Source organism: Sphingosinithalassobacter sp. CS137 (assembly GCF_014334115.1).
Lineage (GTDB): Bacteria > Pseudomonadota > Alphaproteobacteria > Sphingomonadales > Sphingomonadaceae > Sphingomonas.
Genome location: NZ_CP060494.1, coordinates 2,919,186 through 2,935,148 on the forward strand (window position 1 = coordinate 2,919,186; position 15,963 = coordinate 2,935,148).

Annotated in this window: 14 protein-coding genes; 5 read left to right on the forward strand and 9 right to left on the reverse strand. The window is 66.8% G+C overall.

What is annotated here, in order from left to right; all coding sequences use genetic code 11:
- Positions 1–23: 23 nt before the first annotated feature.
- The 3 genes from pth to H7V21_RS14355 form a co-directional block, all read right to left on the reverse strand.
- Positions 24–599, reverse strand: coding sequence for an aminoacyl-tRNA hydrolase (pth, locus tag H7V21_RS14345; RefSeq protein WP_188054384.1), 576 nt, complete (start codon positions 597–599; stop codon positions 24–26).
- An 80-nt stretch (positions 600–679) separates the two neighbouring features.
- Positions 680–1,324 (reverse strand): 50S ribosomal protein L25/general stress protein Ctc, encoded by a 645-nt coding sequence (locus H7V21_RS14350; RefSeq protein ID WP_188054385.1) that lies wholly within the window; start codon positions 1,322–1,324, stop codon positions 680–682.
- A gap of 131 nt (positions 1,325–1,455) precedes the next feature.
- The gene (locus H7V21_RS14355; protein ID WP_188054386.1) at positions 1,456–2,493 is read right to left on the reverse strand and encodes a TraB/GumN family protein; all 1,038 of its coding nucleotides are present in this window, start codon (positions 2,491–2,493) and stop codon (positions 1,456–1,458) included.
- Between the two features lie 145 nt (positions 2,494–2,638).
- Between H7V21_RS14355 and H7V21_RS14360 the strand changes: the two genes are divergently transcribed.
- The 5 genes from H7V21_RS14360 to H7V21_RS14380 all read left to right on the forward strand — a co-directional run bounded on the left by H7V21_RS14360 (position 2,639) and on the right by H7V21_RS14380 (position 9,667).
- Positions 2,639–3,505 carry a glycine--tRNA ligase subunit alpha gene (locus tag H7V21_RS14360; protein ID WP_188056578.1) on the forward strand — a complete coding sequence of 289 codons (867 nt, stop codon included), beginning with the start codon at positions 2,639–2,641 and terminating at the stop codon, positions 3,503–3,505.
- Positions 3,506–3,627: 122 nt separating this feature from the next.
- On the forward strand, positions 3,628–3,972 hold the full coding sequence (locus tag H7V21_RS14365; RefSeq protein WP_262503897.1) for an endonuclease domain-containing protein: 345 nt from the start codon (positions 3,628–3,630) through the stop codon (positions 3,970–3,972).
- Positions 3,969–6,380: a glycine--tRNA ligase subunit beta gene (gene glyS, locus H7V21_RS14370; RefSeq protein WP_188054388.1), complete on the forward strand. Its 2,412-nt coding sequence runs from the start codon at positions 3,969–3,971 to the stop codon at positions 6,378–6,380. The genes H7V21_RS14365 and glyS overlap by 4 nt, the downstream gene beginning before the upstream one ends.
- Before the next feature lie 84 nt (positions 6,381–6,464).
- Complete coding sequence (gene ppdK / locus H7V21_RS14375) at positions 6,465–9,131, forward strand: pyruvate, phosphate dikinase (RefSeq protein WP_188054389.1); 2,667 nt, start codon at positions 6,465–6,467, stop codon at positions 9,129–9,131.
- Between the two features lie 29 nt (positions 9,132–9,160).
- Positions 9,161–9,667 (forward strand): hypothetical protein, encoded by a 507-nt coding sequence (locus H7V21_RS14380; protein ID WP_188054390.1) that lies wholly within the window; start codon positions 9,161–9,163, stop codon positions 9,665–9,667.
- Positions 9,668–9,698: 31 nt separating this feature from the next.
- Here the strand turns inward: H7V21_RS14380 and H7V21_RS14385 are convergent, their stop codons facing one another.
- From H7V21_RS14385 to H7V21_RS14410, 6 genes are all read right to left on the reverse strand, one after another.
- A complete protein-coding gene (locus H7V21_RS14385) occupies positions 9,699–10,274 on the reverse strand; it encodes a hypothetical protein (protein ID WP_188054391.1) in 576 nt (191 codons plus the stop codon).
- 77 nt (positions 10,275–10,351) lie between these two features.
- Positions 10,352–11,350, reverse strand: coding sequence for a type II secretion system F family protein (locus H7V21_RS14390; protein ID WP_188054392.1), 999 nt, complete (start codon positions 11,348–11,350; stop codon positions 10,352–10,354).
- Between the two features lie 7 nt (positions 11,351–11,357).
- Positions 11,358–12,338: a type II secretion system F family protein gene (locus H7V21_RS14395; protein WP_188054393.1), complete on the reverse strand. Its 981-nt coding sequence runs from the start codon at positions 12,336–12,338 to the stop codon at positions 11,358–11,360.
- A 46-nt stretch (positions 12,339–12,384) separates the two neighbouring features.
- Positions 12,385–13,674: a pilus assembly protein CpaE gene (locus H7V21_RS14400; RefSeq protein WP_188054394.1), complete on the reverse strand. Its 1,290-nt coding sequence runs from the start codon at positions 13,672–13,674 to the stop codon at positions 12,385–12,387.
- Position 13,675: 1 nt separating this feature from the next.
- On the reverse strand, positions 13,676–14,314 hold the full coding sequence (locus H7V21_RS14405) for a CpaD family pilus assembly protein (protein WP_316715430.1): 639 nt from the start codon (positions 14,312–14,314) through the stop codon (positions 13,676–13,678).
- A 20-nt stretch (positions 14,315–14,334) separates the two neighbouring features.
- Entirely contained in the window at positions 14,335–15,963 is a 1,629-nt protein-coding gene (locus H7V21_RS14410; protein WP_262503898.1) for a type II and III secretion system protein family protein, read from the reverse strand.

A 15,963-nucleotide genomic window follows, 5' to 3' on the forward strand; every position in this document is an offset into this window, starting at 1 on the left:
CCCGCCGCCCGCTTCCTCGTCGTTCAGGCGTCGCGCTGGAGCCGGAGCGCGACGTCGCTCATGAAGCGCGCGTCATTTCCTTCGGCAAGCCACGGCGCTTCGGCAGCGAGCGCGCCGAGCAGATCGGTGAGGTCCTCCAGTTCGGCCTTGGCATAGTTGCCGAGAACATAGCCGGTGACGCGATCCTTGTGGCCGGGATGGCCGATTCCGATCCGTACGCGCCGGAAATCGGGGCCGATGTGCTGACCGGCCGAGCGCAGCCCGTTGTGTCCGGCAGTGCCGCCGCCGACCTTCACCTTCACCTTGAATGGCGGTAGATCGAGCTCGTCGTGAAAGACGGTCACCTCCTCGGGCGCCAGCTTGTAGAAATCCGTTGCCGCGCGGATCGAGCGGCCGCTTTCGTTCATATAGGTCCCGGGCTTGAGCAGCAGGATCTTGGCGCTGCCGACGTGGCCCTCGCGGGTCCAGCCCTGGAACTGCTTCTTCACTGGCCCGAAGCTGTGCACTTCGGCGATGGCGTCCAGCGCCATGAAGCCGATATTGTGCCGGTGCATCGCATATTGCGGGCCCGGATTGCCGAGGCCGACCCAGAGCTGCATGGACACTTCCCCAAAACGAACACCGCCCCCGCACCGGGGTGCGGAGGCGGCGTATCGGACCCGGAAGATCGAGGAAAGGCTTACTCGCCTTCGCCCTCGGCCTCGCCAGCCTCGCCGGCTTCCTCGGTCGTCGTGTCGCCTTCGCTCGACTTCAGCGCCGACGGCGCGACGACGGTGGCGATGGTGAAGTCACGATCGGTGATCGCCGGAGTGGCGCCCTCGGGCAGCGCGACCGCCGAGATGTGCAGCGAATCGCCGACCTCGAGGCCCTTCAGCGAGGCTTCGATCTGGTCGGGGATGTTCGCCGCATCGACCACCAGCTCCACTTCGTGGCGCACGATGTTCAGCACGCCGCCCCGCTTGATGCCCGGAGCCAGCGCCTCTTCGGTGAACACGACGGGCACGTTGACGTGCACCTTGGCATGTTCGGAGATGCGCAGGAAATCCGCGTGCACCGGACGATCGGTGACGGGATCGAACGCCACGTCCTTCGGCAGCGTGCGCACGGCCTTCTTGCCGGCGCCTTCGATCATCACGACCGAGTTCATGAAGTGGCCCGTCATCAGGAGCTTCATCAGCGCCTTTTCTTCGACGTGGATGATGACGGGATCTTCCTTGTTGCCGTAAATCACGGCGGGCACGCGGCCATCTCGACGAAGCGCCCGGGAGGCTCCCTTGCCAGCCCGGTCGCGCGTCTCGGCCGACAGCGTAAGCTGTTCGCTCATTGCAGTCTCCGAATGCGCTTGATGTGTTCAGTCCATTTCGCCGGGCAGGCCTCCAGGGATGACCCTGCCACGACAAGCGCGCGCCTATAGGGGAGACGCGCGTAAAGGGCAAGCACGCGCGCCCTGAAACGTTATTGCACGCGCTCGATCGCCACTCCGCGCGTTTCCAGCATTTCCAGCACGGAGCCGGAGCCGACGAAATGGCCCGCTCCGGCGGCGAACAGGATCACGCCGCTGCGCGAGTCGAGCCGCGCGATCAGCTCCTCCACCCAGGCGGCGTTGCGGCGGGTCAGCATCGGATCGGCGAGGGCGGAGGAGGGGTCCAGGTCTTCCGGCATGATGATCAGCGGCGAATCGGGGCCGACCTCGCCGCGCGCCCATGCATGTGCGGGCCCTTCCAGCACTTCGCGCCGGCGCGCCGGCGTTATGAGCGCGGCCTCCAGCATCCGCCGCTGCGCAGCTTCGGGCACGGCGTTGATGCTTTCGACCACACTGCCGCTGTCCTCGATCGCCTCGACCGGCTTGCCCACGCTGCGGAAATGATGTTCGAGCCAGTCGTCGGCCCCCTGGGCGGAGACTTCGCCTGCCAGCATGTCGCGGACCGCGGAAACGCTCAGCGCCGCGGCCCAGGTTGGCATCGCGTCCATCTGTTCGACGAGCGCGGCGGGGAGCGTGCGCTGAAAGGCAGCGAGCTTGGCGTGATAGCGCGGCGATATGCGATCCTGGAGCGGCGGCATGCTCTCGCGCCCGGCGAGCCCCAGCATCAGGTCGATCCCCTCGGTCTCTTCCTCCACCGATTCCAGCAGCAGCGAATCGGCGCGCAGGATGACCGCCTCCAGCCCCGGATTGCGCCAGCGGAAGCCGATCGGCAGGCTGTGGATCGTGCCGAAGAGATAGATGGTCGTATCGGCATCGGCGATGCGCCAGATCGCCGGCGCCGGGGCATAAGGCTGCGTCTCGCGCACCCGCTCGCGTTCCAGCGCGTACAGCAGCTCCATTGCCGCCTCGGCTGGCGGGCGGACGATGGTGCCGTCCAGTGCTACGGCCTCGTCCATCGGATAGCCGTGGTAGGGAAGCTGTGGCGTCTGAGCCGCCGTCGGGCCAGCGAGCCACAGCAGCGTCAGCAGCATCGCCGCGCAGGCGGCCTTCCGGCAAGCGTTCCCCTTCATCCGGGACAATGGGCCAGCGGCGCACGCACGAGTCAACGGCCGCGGCATTGACCCGTTCTGCCGGCTGCGCCAAAGCGGGGCGGATTTCCCCTTCCGCACCTGCGAACATACCTTGCCCGAGACCGCCGCCCCCAGCTTCCAGCGCATGATCCTCACGCTCCACGACTATTGGAGCGATCGCGGCTGCCTGATCCTCCAGCCCTATGACATGGAGATGGGGGCGGGCACCTTTCACACGGCCACCACGCTCCGCGCGCTGGGGCCGCAGCCGTGGAACGCGGCGTTCGTCCAGCCGTGCCGCCGCCCCACCGACGGCCGCTATGGTGAGAACCCCAACCGGCTGCAGCATTACTACCAGTATCAGGTGATCCTGAAGCCCAGCCCGGCGGACCTGCAGGAGCTGTATCTGGGCAGCCTGGCGGCGATCGGCATCGATTTCGGGCTGCACGATATCCGCTTCGTAGAGGACGATTGGGAAAGCCCCACGCTGGGCGCCTGGGGGCTGGGCTGGGAAGTCTGGTGCGACGGGATGGAAGTCACCCAGTTCACCTATTTCCAGCAGATGGGCGGGTTCGATTGCAAGCCTGTCGCCGGTGAGCTCACCTACGGGCTGGAGCGGCTGGCGATGTACATCCAGAATGTCGACAGCGTGTACGAGCTGAGGTTCAACGACGCGGGCGTGACCTATGGCGATGTGTTCCTCGAGAACGAGCGCCAGATGTCCGAATGGAATTTCGAAGTCGCGGACACCGATGCGCTGTTCGACGGCTTTCGCAAGGCAGTGGCGGAGTGCGAGAATTGCCTCGACCGCAACTTGCCGATCCCCGCCTATGAGCAGGCGATCAAGGCCAGCCACACCTTCAATCTGCTCCAGGCGCGGGGCGTGATCTCGGTCGCCGAGCGCCAGGCCTATATCGGCCGCGTGCGCGATCTGGCGAAGGGGGCCTGCGCCAAGCATATCGAGAAGATGACGCCACAGTGGGAAGCGAACTTCCCGGGGTGGAGCCTGTGAGCGCGGCTGCAAATCCTCCCCGGCACGGGGAGGGGGACCGCGCGAAGCGCGGTGGAGGGGGCGTGCCGCGTCAGCTCCGTCCGGAATCCGCGACTGCTCGCACGTTACGCAAAGAATTGAGCTTGCCTGAAGTCCTCCTGTGGGAGCGCCTTCGCGGTCAAAAGACTGGCGCAAAATTCCGCCGACAGCATCCGATCGGATCATATGTGGTCGATTTCTACTGCGCGTCCGCGCAGCTGGTCGTCGAAGTTGACGGACAGGCGCACGATCTTAATCCACGTGCGGAAAGCGATGCGCGGCGTGACGCTTTTCTAATCGACAATGGATATCGAGTGGCGCGTTTTTCGGCCGCGGATGTGCTTGAGGATGCGGGCGGGGTGGCGGAATCGATCGCTGCGCTTGTGGCGAGCCCCCTCCACCATCCTTCGGATGGTCCCCCTCCCCGTGCCGGGGAGGATCTGAAGTGACCGAATTCCTGCTCGAACTGCGTTCCGAGGAAATCCCCGCGCGGATGCAGGCGAAGGCGCGCGACGACCTCGCCAAGCTGTTCTCCGCCGAACTGACCAAGGCCGGGATCGAGGTCGATGCGCTCGTCACCTATGCCACGCCGCGCCGGCTCGCGCTGATCGCGCGCGGACTGCCGCTGGCGACGCAGGCGGTGTCCGAGGAGATCAAGGGTCCTCGCACCTCGGCTCCGCCGCAGGCACTGGAAGGCTTTCTGCGCAAGACCGGCCTGGCGCGCGAGCAGCTCGAAGACCGCGACGGCGTGTGGTTCGCGGTGATCGACAAGCCCGGCCGCGCGACCGCCGAGGTGCTGGCAGAGGCGATCCCCGCGGTGATCCGCGCCTTTCCCTGGCCCAAGTCGATGCGCTGGGGCGATGCCTCGGTTTCGACCGAGAGCCTGCGCTGGGTGCGCCCGCTGCAGGGCATCGTCGCGCTGCTGGGCGAGGATGTGGTGCCGTGCGAGGTCGCGGGCGTCGCCAGCGGCGCCGCGACGCTAGGGCATCGCTTCCACCATCCCGGTGCGATCACCATCGGATCGGCGGCGGATTATGTCGAGAAGCTGCGCGCCTGCCATGTGATCGTCGATCCCGCCGAGCGCGCGGCGATCATCCGCGACGGCGCGGCGAAACTGGCGGGTGAGGCCGGGCTGGTGCTGGTCGAGGACGAGAGCCTGGTTGCCGAGAACGCCGGGCTGACCGAATGGCCGGTGCCGCTGCTGGGCAGCTTCGACGCGCGGCTGCTCGATGCCCCGCGCGAGATCCTGGAGCTGACGCTCAAGGTGAATCAGAAATATTTCTCGGTGCGGCGCGAGACTGGCGAGACCGCACCGGGCTTCGTCTGTGTGGCGAACATCGCCGCGCGCGACGGCGGCGACAAAATCGTGGCGGGCAATCGCAAGGTCGCCGAGGCGCGGCTCTCCGACGCGATCTTCTTTTGGGAACAGGACAAGAAGGTCCCGCTTGCCGAGCAGGCGAAGAAGCTCGACCGCATCGTCTTCCACGAAAAGCTGGGCACGGTCGCGGACAAGGCCACGCGCGTCGGCAAGCTGGCGCGCTGGCTGGTCGAGGAGGGGATCGTTGGAAACTCCGGTGCGGCTGCCGGTTCGAAGGGTTCGGATGCGAGCACCAGTGCTCCGGCGCAGGCCGGAGCTCAGGGTGCAGAGCGCAGCGGAGACGGCACAGGGCTCCGGCCTGCGCCGGAGCACGGGCAGGCGGAACTCGCCGAGCTTGCCGAACAGGCCGGCCTTCTCTGCAAGGCCGATCTCGTCACGCAAACGGTGGGCGAATTCCCCGAGGTTCAGGGCATCATCGGCTATGAACTGGCGAAGGCGCAGGGCCTGCCGCTGGAAGTCGCCGAGGCGATCCGCGATCACTACAAGCCGGTCGGGCAGGGCGACGAAGTCCCCACCGCGCCGGTGAGCGTGGCGGTGGCGCTGGCGGACAAGCTGGATACGCTCGTCGCGTTCTTCTTCGCGGACATGCCGCCCACTGGATCGAAGGACCCGTTTGCCCTTCGCCGAGCGGCGTTGGGGGTGCTGGAACTCCTAACGCGCAACGGTCTGCGGCTTAACCTTTGGGAGGGTATCACCCGAGGCCTGCGAGGAATGACCGATCTGCGCGTATCGCCAGAATCCTCTGACGAGGCTTTGGTCGAGCACAAAGCCGCCATGGAAAGCGTCTTCACATCGCTTCCCACCTTCTTCGCCGACCGCCTCAAGGTTCAGCAGCGCGAGGCGGGCGTTCGCCACGATCTGATCGACGCGGTGTTCGCGCTCGGCGGCGAGGACGATCTCGTCCGGCTGCTCGCGCGGGTGCATGCGTTGCAGGCGTTCGTCGAGACCGATGAGGGGACGAACCTGCTCGCCGGGTACAAGCGTGCGGCGAATATCCTGAAGAAGGAAGGCTACGTCGCCCCTGCGCAGGCAGGGGCCCATGGCTCTGTCGATGAAATGCCAGCGCCAGTGGACGGAGAGATGGGCCCCCGCCTTCGCGGGGGCGACGGTAGAAAGCATGTGCACGAGGGTGCAGCTATACGCTCCCGCCTGCGCGGGGGCGACGGTGGAGAGCCGGCGTCCGGAACTGCTGACGGTGGTGGGGATGCAGCCGAGCCTTATGCTCGCGAACCCGCCGAGGCCGAGCTGATCGCTGCGCTCGACGCGGCCGAGCCCGAAGCAGCCGCCGCGATCGCACGCGAGGATTTCGAAGCCGCGATGGCCGCGCTCGCCACGCTGCGCGGGCCGATCGACCGTTTCTTCGACACGGTGACGGTGAACGACGCCGACGCGGCGAAGCGCGCGGCACGACTCGCGTTGCTGGCGCGGATGCGCGACGCAGTGCATCGGGTGGCGGATTTCTCGAAGATCGAGGGGTAGGGAACCTGCGCCGGCTTCCGCCCTTTGTCCGCATGCATTTCGCCTCCCCAGCGAAAACAAAGAGTTGAGAACAGGGACGGACCGATGACCAAATATGTGTACCGCTTTGGCGGCGGCGTTTCCGAAGGCGGCACGGGCGACAAGAACCTGCTCGGTGGCAAGGGCGCCAATCTGGCCGAAATGGCCTCGATCGGCCTGCCGGTGCCGCCGGGCTTCACCATATCGACCGAGATGTGCACGCGCTATTACGCTGAGGGCGAGACGTTCCCGGACTCGCTGCGCGAGGAAGTGGCCAACGGCGTCGCCCATATCGAAGGCATCACCGGAAAGAAGTTCGGCGACAATGCCGATCCGCTGCTCGTCTCGGTCCGCTCGGGCGCGCGCGTGTCGATGCCCGGGATGATGGACACCGTGCTCAACCTGGGGCTCAACGACGAGACCGTGCAGGGCTTGGCGGCGAAGGCGGAGGACGAGCGCTTCGCCTGGGACAGCTATCGCCGCTTCATCCAGATGTATTGCGACGTGGTGCTCGGGCTCGATCACGGCCGCTTCGAGGAAGCGCTGGAGATCGCCAAGGAGGATCGCGGCTATACTCTCGATACCGAAATGACCGCAGCCGACTGGAAGGCGCTGGTCGACGAATACAAGAAGATCGTGAGGGAGCTGTGGGACAAGCCCTTCCCGCAGGACGTGCAGGATCAGCTGTGGGGCGCGATCGCTGCGGTTTTCGGATCGTGGAACGCCGAGCGTGCGAAGGTCTATCGCCGCATCAACGACATTTCCGGCGACTGGGGCACGGCGGTCAACGTCCAGGCGATGGTGTTCGGCAACATGGGCGAGACTTCGGCAACCGGAGTCGCGTTCACGCGCGATCCCTCGACCGGCGAGAATGGCTATTATGGCGAGTTCCTGATCAATGCGCAGGGCGAGGATGTGGTCGCCGGCATCCGCACGCCGCAATATCTGACCAAGGACGCCCGCGAGAGGGCGGGCGCCAAGCCGCTGTCGATGGAAGAGGCGCTGCCCGAAACCTATGCCGAGCTGGCGCAGGTGTTCGAAAAGCTCGAGCGCCACTATCGCGACATGCAGGACATCGAGTTCACCGTAGAACGCGGCACGCTGTGGATGCTCCAGACTCGCACCGGCAAGCGCACCGCCAAGGCTGCGCTCAAGATCGCGGTCGACATGGCGAGCGAAGGGCTGATCTCGGAAGAGGAGGCGGTCGCGCGGGTGAACCCCTCCGCGCTCGACCAGCTGCTGCACCCGACGCTCGATCCCGATGCGCCGCGCGACGTGCTGACCAAGGGGCTGCCGGCCTCGCCCGGCGCGGCTTCGGGCAAGGTGGTGTTCGACGCCGACACGGCCGAGAAGGCCGCCGCCGATGGTCAGGATGTGATCCTCGTCCGCATCGAGACGAGCCCCGAGGACATTCACGGCATGCACGCCGCAAAGGGCATCCTCACCGCGCGCGGCGGCATGACCAGCCACGCCGCCGTGGTCGCGCGCGGCATGGGCCGGCCCTGTGTTTCGGGCGCGGGCACGCTCTCAATCAAGGCCGCCGAAGGCGTGATGCGCGTCGGCAGCCGCGAAGTGCGCGAAGGCGAGATCATCACGATCGACGGCGCCACCGGCGAAGTGATGGTGGGCGAAGTGCCGACGCTCCAGCCTGAACTGGCGGGGGACTTCGGCACGCTGATGGTCTGGGCCGACAAGGTCCGGCGGCTCAAGGTGCGCACCAATGCCGAGACGCCCGCCGACTGCCGCACCGCGCGCGAGTTCGGCGCCGAAGGCATCGGCCTGTGTCGCACCGAGCATATGTTCTTCGATTCCGGCCGGATCACCGCCGTTCGCCAGATGATCCTCGCGGGCGACGAGAAGGGCAGGCGGGCCGCGCTCGAGAAGCTGCTCCCCGAGCAGCGCAAGGATTTCACCGAGATCTTCGAGGTGATGGCGGGGCTCCCCTGTACCATCCGCCTGCTCGATCCGCCGTTGCACGAATTCCTGCCGCACGAGGAGGACGAGTTCGCCGAAGTGGCGCAGGCCGCCGGAGTCGAGGTCGAGACGCTGAAGCGCCGCGCGGCCGAGCTGCACGAGTTCAATCCGATGCTTGGTCATCGCGGCTGCCGCCTCGGCGTCACCTATCCCGAAATCTACGAGATGCAGGCGCGCGCGATCTTCGAGGCGGCGTGCGATGTCGCGGCGAAATCGGGCGAGGCGCCGATCCCCGAAGTGATGATCCCGCTGGTCGCCACGCGCAAGGAACTGGCGCTGATGAAGGCAGTGGTCGACAAGGCGGCGACGGCGGTGTTCGAGGAGAAGGGCCGCACGATCGACTATCTGGTCGGCACGATGATCGAACTGCCGCGCGCGGCGCTGCGCGCGGGCGAGATCGCCGAGGTGGGCGAGTTCTTCTCGTTCGGCACCAACGATCTCACGCAGACCACGCTCGGCGTGAGCCGCGACGATGCGGGGCGGTTCCTCACCACCTATGTCGATAAGGGCATCTATCCGCGCGACCCGTTCGTCAGCATCGACATCGAAGGCGTGGGCGAGCTGATCGAGATTGCCGCGGAGCGCGGCCGTGAAGCCCGGCCGGGCCTCAAGCTCGGCATCTGCGGCGAGCATGGCGGCGACCCGGCCTCGATCGCCTTCTGCGAGAAGACCGGGCTCGATTACGTCTCGGCCTCGCCGTATCGCGTGCCGATCGCGCGGCTGGCGGCGGCGCAGGCGGCGCTCGCGGCGCGGGCGTGACGCCGCTTGCCGCTATCGCCCTGGGCAGCATGGCCATGACGCCGCTCGCGCACGCTGTGCAGGATGCAGTCGACGCCCTGCACGCCGACTTGCTGGCGGGTCCGACCGCGACGAGCGTGCTGGAGCGCCGCTGTGGCGGGCTGGCGGTGCGCGCGGAGGTAGACCGTGGAATCGACGTGCCCGCGAGCGCCGAGCAGCGCGACCGGCTGGCAGTGAGCGCAGACGAGCCGCTCGGCTATCGGCGCGTGCGGCTGGTCTGCGGCGCGCGGCTGCTGTCCGAGGCGGAGAATTGGTTCGTGCCCGCGCGTCTGACGCCGGAGATGCGCGCGGCGCTGGCGGAGAACGACACGCCGTTCGGCGCGGTGATCGCGGACCTTGTGCCGGTGCGGCGCAATCTGGCCGCAGAACGGCTGTGGGACGGGCGGGGCGCTCCCCCCGCCGCGGTCCTGCGCCATCGTGCGCTCGTGTCATCGGGCGCGGGCGTGCCGCTGGCGGAAGTGGTCGAGACGTACCAGCGCGCGCTCGTGCTGCCGTAGCCCGGCGCTGCCCCGACCCAGCGTTTCCGGCTCAGCCGTAGCGCTGGCCGTGCTCGTCGTCGTTGCCCGCGCGCAGCATCGCGGCCTGTTCGCGCCACTCCTGATCGGCGATGGTGCCTTTCTCGACCTCGAGCCGTTGTTCGAGCGCCGCTTCGTCGTCGGCGGTCATCTTCTCGATCTCGCGATAGGTCTTGATGCCGAGCTCGTTGAGCCGCTGCTCGCGTGCTTCGTCGATACCCTTTATCCGCGCAAGATTGTCGCGGCCCCAGCCGAACCAGCCGCGCCAGCCGGCGCCGGGCTCGCTATCGGTTTCGCTGACGGCATCGGCGCTTGCCGTCGGTGCGCTCGGCGGAGCCGCTTGTGCCTCGTCGAGCGACTTCTGCAGCCGTTCGCGCTCGGTTTCGAGCTCGCGAATGCGTTGGTTGGCTTCGCGAAGGTCGGTCTCCGCCTGGTGCCGATAGCCTGCGTGAGCGACTTCCTCGTCCTGATAGAGCTGCTTCCACTTGCGCCCGCCCGGAGCGCTGGCGAGACCCAGCAGCCAGCCGGCGATGAGCGTTAGGGCAAGCGCAACGAATTCGGTCGGCGTCTGGAACGGCAACTCCGGCATGATCGACCTCCCCTATGATCGCGAGGCCGATGTACCCTGCTCCGCGATTCTCCGCCACAGGCAAGATGGCGGGGTGGTCAGCCGGTCAGCAGTGCGTCGTTGATGTCGCAGGCGGCGGGGCCCAGGATCACGATGAACAGCACCGGCAGGATGAACAGAATCAGCGGGATCGTCATGATCGCGGGAAGCCGCGCAGCCTTTTCCTCGGCGCGCATCATCCGCTCGTTGCGGAACTCGGCCGAAAGGACGCGCAGCGCCGAAGCGAGCGGCGTGCCGTATTTCTCGGTCTGGATCATCGTGGTCACCACGCCGCGAATCGCATCGAGATCGATCCGCATCGCGAGATTTTCGAACGCATTGCGGCGGTCGGTCAGAAAGCCGAGCTCGATCGCGGTCAGCGAGAATTCCTCGCCCAGTTCGGGATAGGCCTTGCCCAGTTCGCGCGAGACGCGGCCAAAGGCGGCGTCGACGGTGAGTCCCGCTTCGGCACAGATCACGAGCAGATCGAGCGCGTCGGGCAGGCCCTTGCGGATCGCGGCCGAACGCTTCTGGATCTTGTTCTTGAGATAGATGTCCGGTGCCTTGTAGCTCAGCAGGAAGGCGCCGGCGACGAGCCCGTATTTCTTAAGCGAACCCCAGTCGGCGAACATGTCCGTGCCATAGACGAGGAACACCGCGAGGCCACCGATCACGATCGGCAGCACGAGCCGGCCGAAAATGACGCCGACGGCCCATTCCTTGCGCCGGATCCCGGCCTGCAGCATCTTGATCTGGACGGCCTTGACCTGGCTTTCCTGCAGCACCTTCATCGAGCTGAGGAAATTGCGCATTCGATCCGAAGCGTCGCTCCGCTGGACCAGCTTGGCACGCCGCTTTGACGTGGAGGCTGTGATGCCCGCCTTCAGCTGCTCGCGCCGCTCGTTGAGTGCCTTGACGCGCTTGGCCATCGGATTGCGCACGGTAGTGGCCATGTAGAGCGCATACAGCATCGCCAGCGTCGCGACTCCCGCGAGCAGCGTGGCCACCCACAGGACGTCGACGCCCAGGATCATCGGTGCGGTGCTGGTGGGTTGCATTGCCGCCTCAGATCTCGAAATTGACCATCTTGGCCATGATGAACGCGCCGATCCCCATCCAGACCAGCCCGCCGCCGCCGGCGACCATCAGCCGTTCGTCCTGAAAGAAGTTGAGCATATACTGATTGTTGATGAACCAGATCATGCCGAACACGATGAAGGGCAGAGCGCCGACGATATAGGCCGACGCCTTGGATTCGGACGAAAGCGCCTTGATCTTGAGCTTCATCTGGCTGCGCTTTCGCAGCACATCGGCGAGGTTCGACAGCGTTTCGGCAAGGTTGCCGCCGGTTTCGCGCTGGATGGCGATGGTGATGACGAAGAACTGGAACTCGGGAGTGCCGAGCCGGTCCGATGTCTCCTGCAGCGCCACGTCGAGCGTGCGCCCGATCTTCATCTTGTCGGAAACGGCACGGAATTCCTCGCCCACGGGCCCTTCGATCTCGGCTCCCACGACCGCCATCGTCTCGGTGATCGGCAGGCCCGAGCGCAGGCCGCGAACCAACAGCTCGATCGCGTCGGGGAACTTCGCAGTGAATTTGGCGATGCGCCGGCCGATGAAGAAGCCGACCGCCATGTGCGGAACGGCCAGCCCCAGGAAAAGCCCGGCGAACATTGCCAGCCACGGCGGTGCGCCCTGAAACCAGAGAGCGACGAAGCCGACCAGCGCAAGTCCGACCGTGGCCAGCGCATATTGTCCGACCGTCCAGTCCTTGCCCGTCATCGCGAGACGCTTTCCCAGAAGCGCCGGGTTCGGGATGAAACGTGCGGCTGCGGCGTCCACGCGCGTTGCCCGCTGCGCGGAGATGCGGCGCATCTGCGCCTCCATCGCCGCCGCGACCGTCGTTTGGCCGGCGTGGCGTTCGCGAACGCTGGAAAGACGTCGTGAGCCCGCGCGCTGTACGGACGGACCCGAAAAGGCAAACACCAGTATCGCGAGCACCGCGAAAGCGCCCGCGCCGATCATCAGGTACGGCAGCATGTTCATGCCGCGTTCGCCTCCGCTTCTCACTGGCCGCCCGGAAGCGGCGGAGTTACTTTTTCTTCGGCGTCATCAGCTTGGCGAGGAGCGAGCCGCCCTTGCCCGATGCAGCCTTGCCGCCCGCCTTGCCTGCTTTCTTGCCGCCCACGGAAGCCGGTTCGCCTGCATCCGCGAAGTCGAGGACACGTTCGGACAGCTCCACCATGGGCGCGACCGATTTCGAATTCTTGCCCGCCTCGGCGAAAGGCTTGCCGAGCTTTGCCGCCTGCGCGGCGAGCTTGTTGTCGAACGGAACGAGGAAATCGATCTTGCGCTCGATCGACCCTTCGAAATCCTTTCGGCTGATCTCGAGCTGCGCGCTCGGCTGCACGCGATTGGCGACGACGATCACTTGCGTCTGCGGCGCGTTCGACTTGAACCAGCTCAGGATGCGGATCGCGTCGCGCGCAGCGGCGAGGGTGAGCTCGGTGACCAGTACCGCAACCTGCACATCGGCGATCAGATGCGGATGCAGCACGAGCATCGAGCGCGGGAGATCGACGATGGTGCACTCGAATGCGGTGCGGATCTCCTCCTGCAGCTGATAGAAAGCGGCGCCATCGGTGAGGACCGGCGAGTTGATCGGTGCTTCGGCCGAAAGCACGGCGAGTCGTTCGGACGCGCGGACCATCGCGCGCTCGATGAACAGTCCGTCGATGCGACTGGGATTCTCGATCGCATCGGTCAGGCCGCGCCCGGGCTCGAGATCGAGCGCAAGCGCGCCGGTGCCGAAATGCACGTCGAGATCGAGCAACGCAGTCGTTCTGACGTGGCGCTCGCTCATCAGCCAGGAGAGCGACGTCGCCATCGTCGAGGCGCCCACGCCGCCGCGGGTGCCGATCACTGCGATCGCGCAATGCGGCCGATCGGCGGATGTCTCGGCGACCTTTGGAGCTGCCAATGCGGCCTGCGCCTGGGCGAAGCTCTCGCGCAGCGCGTCGGGATTGAGCGGCTTCAGGAGATAGTCCTGAATGCCGCTGGCGATCAGGTCGCGATAGAGGCGAACGTCATTCACCTGCCCTGCGGCGATCACGATGGTGCCGGGCTCGCACACTTCGGCCAGCGCGTTGATATCGTTGAGCGGATCGCCCGATTCGGACAGGTCGACGAACAGGATGTTGGGGCTCGCGGAGACGGAGAGCGTCTGAACGGCATTGCGTAGTCCGCCCTTGTTGACCTTCTCCGGCGACCAGCCGAGCTCGATCGCAATCGGGCGCAGCAGCTCCGCCGTCGTCTCGTCGCAGACGAAAGCGACGAACGGTTCGCGATGGCCGGTTCGGCCGGGGTTGAAGGGGGCGTTCACTTTAGTTGTTCCCTCCGCCCATGGTGGGAGTCGCCGCGGGCAGGCCCTCTGCGCCCGTCGGCTTGGCTTCGCGGTAGCTGCGGATCGCGCGAGTCGCGGTTGCCGGATCGGCGATGTCGGCGCCCGGTTCGCCGCGCACGAGATCGGCCGGATTCGCGGTCATTGCCGCGAGGTTCGAATTGATCGCGCAGCCGAAGTTGGAGCTCGTGCTCGCGCCGAAGTCGGGCTGATATTCGCGGCTGTGATCGGGGCAGCTCGGAACACTGGCGGTCATGCGGGTGACCACGACGCGCACCGTTCCCGGCGCGACCGTGCCCATCGTGACAGGAGCATGATCGGACAGGAGGATGCCGTGGCGGCCCGCGACGGCAGCGATCTGCTCGCGCGCGCCTGTGGGGTGGCCGCCGTCGTCGACCGCGACGCGATCGCCGTAGCGCAGACCCATCGATTGCAGCCAGCCGGCGAGGCGCTGTTCCTCGCCTGGAGCCAGGCCGTAGCCCGCCGTGGCGAGATCGAACACATAGTCGCTGCGCGACACCACCGGCTGGTGCAGCGAATCGACGCCGCCGTTATACGTGCCGCAGCCGGCGAGCAGCAGCGCCGGAGCGAGCAGGGCGGAAAGCGCGATACGGGGGGACATGAGCATCTCCTGAGTGCGCATCAATCGAGACTGAAACCGGGGGCGGCGGAACCATCGCTTCGGCGTTGCTCGCGCCGCGGCTGCGGAGCCGGCTCGGATGCCTGCGGCTGCGGCTGGACGGGAGCCGCGGCGCCGAGTGCGGGCGCTGCGGCGGGCGCGGGCGCCATCGACGGCCGGGGCGGCGGCGCATCGGTCGAGCGCGAGAGCTGACCGCCGAGGATACGGGAGAAGTCGTCCGGCGCCTGATAGCCGTCGGTCGGCAGCGAAATCTGGTTCGAAGTCACCGGCCGGACGAGCGTCGCGGTGATCACGATCACCAGCTCGGTCTCGTTGCGCTGAAAGGCGTTCGAGCGGAACAGCGTGCCCAGGATCGGCAAGTCCCCGAGGCCGGGTGCCTTGTCGATCGAATTGTCATGCGTGTTCGACAACAGCCCTGCGATCATGAAGCTTTCGCCCGAGCCGAGCTCCACCGTGGTCTCGGCGCGGCGCGTCGAGACGCTGGGCAGGATCGTGCCTTCGAACTGGACGGCCTGGGCATAGTTCAGCTGCGACACTTCGGGCCGGACGCGCAGCGAGAGGCGACCGTCGGCCAGAACGGTGGGCGTGAAGGCCAGGCTGATGCCGTATTGCTTGTATTCGATCGAGACGGCGCCGAGCCCCTGCGCGATCGGAATCGGGATTTCGCCGCCCGCGAGGAACGTGCCGGTCTCGCCCGAAAGCGCGGTCAGGTTCGGCTGGGCGAGCGTGGTCACCTGGCCAATGGTCTCACCGAGATCGATCGCCGAGAGAATGTCGAGGCCGAACAGCCGGCCGGCCAGCGCGAGCGTCGCCTGCTGCGGGCCCTTCGACCAGTCGAATTGCGTGCCGGTATCGGGATAGACGAAGTCGCCGATGCGCGGATCGAACGGCAGCTCGATCGAGCCCGCCGGCAGCCCGAACCGCGCCGATGCGTCCAGCTGCGGCAGGTTCGAGGTGTCGACCGAGCCGATCGTGCCGGGCGAACGGCCCGAACCGATCCCGAACTGAAAGCCGTTGGTCGTGTCGCGGGTCAGCAGATTCGCGCCGACATTCTTGACGAAGCTGCGGCTCACTTCGGCGAACCGAACCTGCAGGTTCACCTGCAGCGGCGTGGCGGTCCGCAGCCGGCTGATGATCTGGGTCTCCTCGCCGACGAAGGCCTGGACGAGCCGCTCGGCCTCGGCCGCGTCGTCGGGGCTGGCGATCGTGCCGGTCAGCAGGATCAGGCCGTTCATCGGAGTGGCGACGATCTGCGCCTCGGGCATCGCCAGGCGCAGCATCGAATCGATCGAATCGATGTTGTTCGCGATGCGGACGGTGGCGGCATAGACGACGCCGCCGCCGCGACTGGTCGCATAGACGGTGGTTTCCCCCGGCGCCTTGCCGAACACATAGAGCTGGGTCGGCGAGCGAACCTGCACGTCGGCGACTTCGGCATTGGCGACGAACACGTCCGTCATCGGAGCGTCGAGCGTCACCAGCCGCCCGCCGCCCGTGCTGATCTGGACGAGATTGGTCGGGGAGGGGGCGGTCGTCTGCGCCGCCGCGGGCGCGACGGACAGCGCGGCCGCGCCTCCCGTGGCGAGGACAGCCGCGAACGGCAGTACCATCGGCTTGGCCAGAAAACGCAT

What these genes read in the sequence shown, in the direction of transcription:
- H7V21_RS14360 (WP_188056578.1), top strand. Translation starts at nt 2,639, where the DNA reads ATGATCCTCACGCTCCACGACTATTGGAGCGATCGCGGCTGCCTGATC.
- H7V21_RS14355 (WP_188054386.1), bottom strand. Translation starts at nt 2,493, where the DNA reads ATGAAGGGGAACGCTTGCCGGAAGGCCGCCTGCGCGGCGATGCTGCTG.
- pth (WP_188054384.1), bottom strand. Translation starts at nt 599, where the DNA reads ATGCAGCTCTGGGTCGGCCTCGGCAATCCGGGCCCGCAATATGCGATG.
- ppdK (WP_188054389.1), top strand. Translation starts at nt 6,465, where the DNA reads ATGACCAAATATGTGTACCGCTTTGGCGGCGGCGTTTCCGAAGGCGGC.
- H7V21_RS14410 (WP_262503898.1), bottom strand. Translation starts at nt 15,963, where the DNA reads ATGCGTTTTCTGGCCAAGCCGATGGTACTGCCGTTCGCGGCTGTCCTC.
- H7V21_RS14405 (WP_316715430.1), bottom strand. Translation starts at nt 14,314, where the DNA reads ATGTCCCCCCGTATCGCGCTTTCCGCCCTGCTCGCTCCGGCGCTGCTG.
- H7V21_RS14380 (WP_188054390.1), top strand. Translation starts at nt 9,161, where the DNA reads ATGGCCATGACGCCGCTCGCGCACGCTGTGCAGGATGCAGTCGACGCC.
- H7V21_RS14385 (WP_188054391.1), bottom strand. Translation starts at nt 10,274, where the DNA reads ATGCCGGAGTTGCCGTTCCAGACGCCGACCGAATTCGTTGCGCTTGCC.
- H7V21_RS14350 (WP_188054385.1), bottom strand. Translation starts at nt 1,324, where the DNA reads ATGAGCGAACAGCTTACGCTGTCGGCCGAGACGCGCGACCGGGCTGGC.
- H7V21_RS14395 (WP_188054393.1), bottom strand. Translation starts at nt 12,338, where the DNA reads ATGAACATGCTGCCGTACCTGATGATCGGCGCGGGCGCTTTCGCGGTG.
- H7V21_RS14390 (WP_188054392.1), bottom strand. Translation starts at nt 11,350, where the DNA reads ATGCAACCCACCAGCACCGCACCGATGATCCTGGGCGTCGACGTCCTG.